The following is a 4,587-nucleotide window of genomic DNA, read 5'->3' on the forward strand; positions in this document are numbered from 1 at the left end:
CAGGAGCACCGGCCGCCCGCCGATCCGCGGGCCGTCGGCACGCCCGCCGCGCGCGCCCGCGCCGGCCCAGCCCCCGGCGGCCTCGTCCACGACGACCCGCGCCAGCGCGTCCAGGTCCTCGTCCGCGAGCGCGTCCGCCAGCACGTGCGCGGCCCCGCCGTCGACGACCCGCCCCAGCGCCGCGCCCGCGTCCGGGCCCCGCAGCGCCGCCCACGGCAGCAGCCCCACGCCCCGAGGCGTCTGCCGTCCCAGCACCCGCACGAGGTCGGGGTCGGTCATCGGCGTGAGCGGGTGGTCTCGCAGCGGCGACTCGGACAGCAGCCGGTCGCCCACGAACAGGTGCCCCTGGTACTGCGTCCGACCGGCGCGCGGCGTCGCGGGCGTCCCGACCGCCACCGCCCCGGTCCCGAGCAGGTCGAGCAGCGCGTCGGCGACCGGCCCGATGGTGCCCTCGTCGGTGGAGTCGAAGGTCGAGCAGTACTTCTGGTAGACGGCCGACGCGCCGCGGTCGAGCAGCCAGGACGCCGCCGCGACCGACTCCGCGACCGCCTGCGGCGCGGGCGCGGTGCGGGTGCGCAGCGCCACGACGGCGGCGTCGCACGGCGGCAGGTCGAGGCCCGGGGCCGGGACCCCGAGGACGACGACGGCGGAGCCGCCCGCGTCCCGGACGGCGTCGGCCAGGTCGCACGCGCCGGTGACGTCGTCGGCGACGACGCCGAGCCGGGGTCCGGCCGCGACGCCGAGCCGGGGTCCGGTCACGGCGTCGTCCCGGTGTCCGCGACCACGACCCGCTCGCACCGCTCGCGCAGCATCGCGAGCTGCTCCGGGGTCGCCTCGTCGTCGACGACCACGGCGTGCGCGTCCTCCAGCCCGAGCACCCGCATCGGGGCCCGGGCCGCGAGCTTGCGGTGGTCGAGCAGCAGGACGACGCGGTCGGCGATCGCCGCCATCGCGCGCTTGGTGTCGGCGTCCCAGGGGTCGGCGGAGTAGACGCCGCCCGGCCCCGCGGCGGTGGCGGAGAGCACGGCGACGTCGACGGCCAGGTCCGCGAGGCCCGCGCGGGTGGCGGGGCCGGCGAACGACCGGGTCGCCCGGTGGAACGTGCCGCCGAGCGCCACCACCTCGAGGTCGTCGCGCCCGGTGCACGCGGTGATCACCGGGACCGAGTGCGTGATCACGGTGAGCCCCTGGGGCAGCCGCCGGGCGAGGGTGGCCACCGTCGTGCCGGCGTCGAGCGCCACCACCCCCGCGTCGGCGAGCAGCGGGAGCGCGGCGCGGGCGATCGCGTCCTTCTCCCGGGCGGCCTCGCCGCGGCGCAGCTCGAACGGCGGGGCCGCGCTGCCGTCGACCAGGGACGCGCCGCCGACGACGCGCCGGACCCGGCCCTCGGCGGCGAGCTGCCCGAGGTCGCGGCGGATCGTCATCTCCGAGACGCCGAGCTCGGCCGCGGCGGTGCTGGACGAGACGTAGCCGGACTCCTCGAGCCGGCGCAGCAGCTCGTCCCGGCGGCGGGGGGCGGCGGAGTAGCGCACGGACGCCATCCAACGGTCGCCGGCCGCGGATGTCAACGAGCGCACACGGTTGACCGATCTGTTCGACACCGAACAGACTGGTGGGCGTGAGCCGCCTGATCGGCCTCGGCATCGACGTCGGGACCACGAACACGAAGGTCGCGCTCGTCGCCGCGCCGAGGTCGGGCGCCGACGGGGTCGTCGAGCTGCTCGCGGTGGCGTCCGCGCCGACGCCCGGGCCCTCGGCCCTCGACCGCGTGCTGCGGCAGCTCGCCGTCCGCGCGCTCGCGGCGGCCGGCCGGGCCGACGTGCCCGGACCGCCCGGACCGCCCGGACCTCCCCGCACCGGCACGACGGCCCCCGTCCCCCTCGCCGTCGGCGTCGCCTCGATGGCCGAGACCGGCGTCCCGCTCGACGCGCACGACCGCCCCCTCGGGCCCTGGCTGCGCTGGGACGGCCAGCGGGCGGCGGCCGAGGCGGCTGCGCTGGCCGACCGGCTGGGCGCCACCGCGCTGTTCGAGGCCACCGGCGTCCGCCCGAGCGCGAAGGTGCCGCTCGCGACCCTGGCCTGGCTCGCCGCGCACGACCCCGGCCGGCGCGCCGCGCTCGCCCGGTGGGCGGGGGTCGCGGACCTCGCGGCGCTCGGCCTGACGGGCGACCTGGTCACCGACCACACGCTCGCCGGCCGCTCGATGGCCTACCGCCTGCCCCCGGCGAGCGCGGCGCTGCCGACCGCGTTCGACGCGGACCTGCTGGCCGAGGTCGGCCTCCGCCCGGAGCACCTGCCGCGCGTCGCCGCGCCCGGGTCCGTCGCCGGCACCGTCCGGCCGGGCGCCTGGGTCGCCGCGGGCCTGCGCGCCGGCACGCCGGTGACCGTCGCCGGCCACGACCACGCGGTCGGGGCGTGGGCCGCGGGCGTCCGCGAGCCCGGGAGCACGGCGGACTCGATCGGCACGGCCGAGGCGGTGTGCACCGTGCTGGGCGCCGACCCGGTGCGCGCCGACGTCGCGCGCGCCGGGATGAGCCTGGTCCGCACCGTCCTCGGCCGGCCCGCGCTGCTCGCCGGGTCGTCGAGCGCCGGGGCGATGGTCCGCTGGTGGCTCGAGCACGAGGCCGCCGGCCGCTCCGCGGAGGACCTGTTCGCCGCGGTCGCCGCGCTGCCCGACGACGCCCGCCCCGACCGCGCCGCGGGACCGCTCGTCCTGCCGTACGTCTCCGGCCGCCAGACGCCGGAGCCGGACCCGGCCGCCCGGGTGCGGGTGCTCGGCGACCGAGCCGCGCACGACCCGGTGGCGCTCGCGGCCGCGATGGTCGACGGCCTCGCGCTCCAGGCCCGGTGGATGCTCGACGTGCAGCTGGCGCTCGGTGCCGCCGCCGACCCGGCCCTGCGACCCGACCGGCTCGTCGTGCTCGGCGGCCCCGCGACCCGGAACGCGGCGTGGATGCGCGCCAAGGCCGAGCTGAGCCCCGTGCCGGTGCGGCTGGTCGACTGCGCCGAGCCGGTCGCGGCCGGCGCCGCGCTGCTCGCCCTGCACCGCGCCGGCCTGCTCGACCCGCACGACCCGCCGGTGCTCCCTGCCCTGCCCGGGCTGCCGGGCGGGGAGCCGCTGCCGCCCCCGTACCCCGACGCCGACGCCGCGCTGGCCCGGTTCACCGGCGCCGCGCGCGACCCCGACCCCCTCGCCCCGACCCCCGGAGGACACCCGTGACCGCACCGACGCTCGACGCCATCGCCCGCCCGTCCGGCGCGCTCGCGATGGTCGCCATGGACCAGCGCGAGAGCCTGCGCCACATGTTCGACCAGGCCGGTGCCGGCCGGGTCGACGACGAGCGCCTGGTCGCGTTCAAGCTCGACGTCGCCCGCGCGCTGGGCCCGCTGGCCTCGGGGTTCCTCATCGACCGCGAGTACGGCGTCGAGCGCGCCGCCCCGCTGCTGCCGGCGTCGTGCGGGCTGATCCTCGCCGCCGACGCGCTGGAGCAGGAGCCGGGCGGCCCGGTCGAGGAGACGGAGCTGGACGAGGTCGTCGTCGCCCCGGACTCCGACCTGCACGGCGCGGTCGCGGTCAAGCTGCTGGTGATCTGGCGCCGGGACGCGCGCCGCGAGCAGCGCGTGGAGCTCGCCCGGCGGTTCATCGAGCTCGCCGCCGCGCGCGGCGTGCTGTCGGTGCTGGAGCCGGTCGTGCGGGCGACGCCGGAGGAGACCGCCGCCGGGACCTGGGACGCCGAGGCCGCGATCGCGGAGGCGGCGCGCGAGCTGTCCCCGCTCGGCCCCAGCCTGTACAAGGTGCAGGTCCCGCTGGCCGGCCGCGCCGAGCCGGCGGTGCTCGAGCGGGCGTGCGCGTCGCTCGGCGAGGCCATCACCGGCCCGTGGGTCGTGCTGTCGCAGGGCGTGGCGCACGACGACTTCGCGGGCGCCGTGCGCGCGGCGTGCCGGGGCGGGGCGAGCGGGTTCCTGGCCGGGCGGGCCCTGTGGAGCGACGTCGTCGGGCGCGCGGACGTGCCGGCCGCGCTCGCGGAGGTGTCGGTGCCGCGGCTGGAGCGGCTGGTCGAGCTGGTCGACGCGGAGGCCCGGCCGTGGACCGCGGCGTGACGGGGCCCGGCGCGCCCGGGGCGGCGGGCACCGCCGGCCTGCTGCACACCGTGCCGGCGCTGGCGGCCCGGTTCGACGCCGACCTCGACGCCGCGGCCCCGGGCCTGCGCCGGGTGCACGTGGTCGACGGCTGGCTGCTCGCCACCGCCGTGGCGTCCGGCGTGACGCCCGAGGTCGAGGCGGCCGTGCTCGCCCACGTCCGGCACCTCGCCGACGCGGGGGCCTCGGCGGTCCTCGTGACCTGCTCGTCCGTCGGCGAGGCGGCCGAGGCCGCCGCGACCCGCGTCGACGTCCCGGTGCTCCGGGTGGACGCCCCGATGGCGCGGGAGGCGGTGGCCGCGGCCACGGCCGCCGGCGCCCGGGGCCGGGTGGCCGTGCTCGCCACGCTCGCCTCGACGCTCGGCCCGACCGGCCGGCTCGTGGCGCGCGCCGCGGCGGAGGCGGGCGGGGCGGTCGAGGCGGCGCTCGCGGCCGCGGAGCCGCACG

At 80.1% G+C, this 4,587-nt stretch carries 5 protein-coding genes; 3 read left to right on the plus strand and 2 right to left on the minus strand.

Features of this window, described 5'->3' with window-relative positions; all coding sequences use genetic code 11:
- Together AC3WUG_RS19390 and AC3WUG_RS19395 are read right to left on the minus strand one after the other, a co-directional pair.
- On the minus strand, window positions 1-759 hold a 759-nt coding region (locus AC3WUG_RS19390), incomplete at its 3' end, for a four-carbon acid sugar kinase family protein (protein WP_492329164.1).
- The gene (locus AC3WUG_RS19395; protein WP_492329165.1) at window positions 756-1,532 is read right to left on the minus strand and encodes a DeoR/GlpR family DNA-binding transcription regulator; all 777 of its coding nucleotides are present in this window, start codon (window positions 1,530-1,532) and stop codon (window positions 756-758) included. The genes AC3WUG_RS19395 and AC3WUG_RS19390, both read right to left, overlap by 4 nt.
- An 86-nt stretch (window positions 1,533-1,618) precedes the next feature.
- On the opposite strand from AC3WUG_RS19395, the gene AC3WUG_RS19400 reads away from it, so the two are divergent.
- From AC3WUG_RS19400 to AC3WUG_RS19410, 3 genes are all read left to right on the plus strand, one after another.
- On the plus strand, window positions 1,619-3,220 hold the full coding sequence (locus AC3WUG_RS19400; protein WP_492329166.1) for an FGGY-family carbohydrate kinase: 1,602 nt from the start codon (window positions 1,619-1,621) through the stop codon (window positions 3,218-3,220).
- Complete coding sequence (locus tag AC3WUG_RS19405) at window positions 3,217-4,101, plus strand: hypothetical protein (protein ID WP_492329167.1); 885 nt, start codon at window positions 3,217-3,219, stop codon at window positions 4,099-4,101. Before AC3WUG_RS19400 ends, AC3WUG_RS19405 begins: the two co-directional genes overlap by 4 nt.
- On the plus strand, window positions 4,098-4,587 hold a 490-nt coding region (locus AC3WUG_RS19410; RefSeq protein ID WP_492329168.1), incomplete at its 3' end, for an aspartate/glutamate racemase family protein. The genes AC3WUG_RS19405 and AC3WUG_RS19410, both read left to right, overlap by 4 nt.

The organism is Cellulomonas sp. EB106-03-03-XG116 (assembly GCF_058792015.1).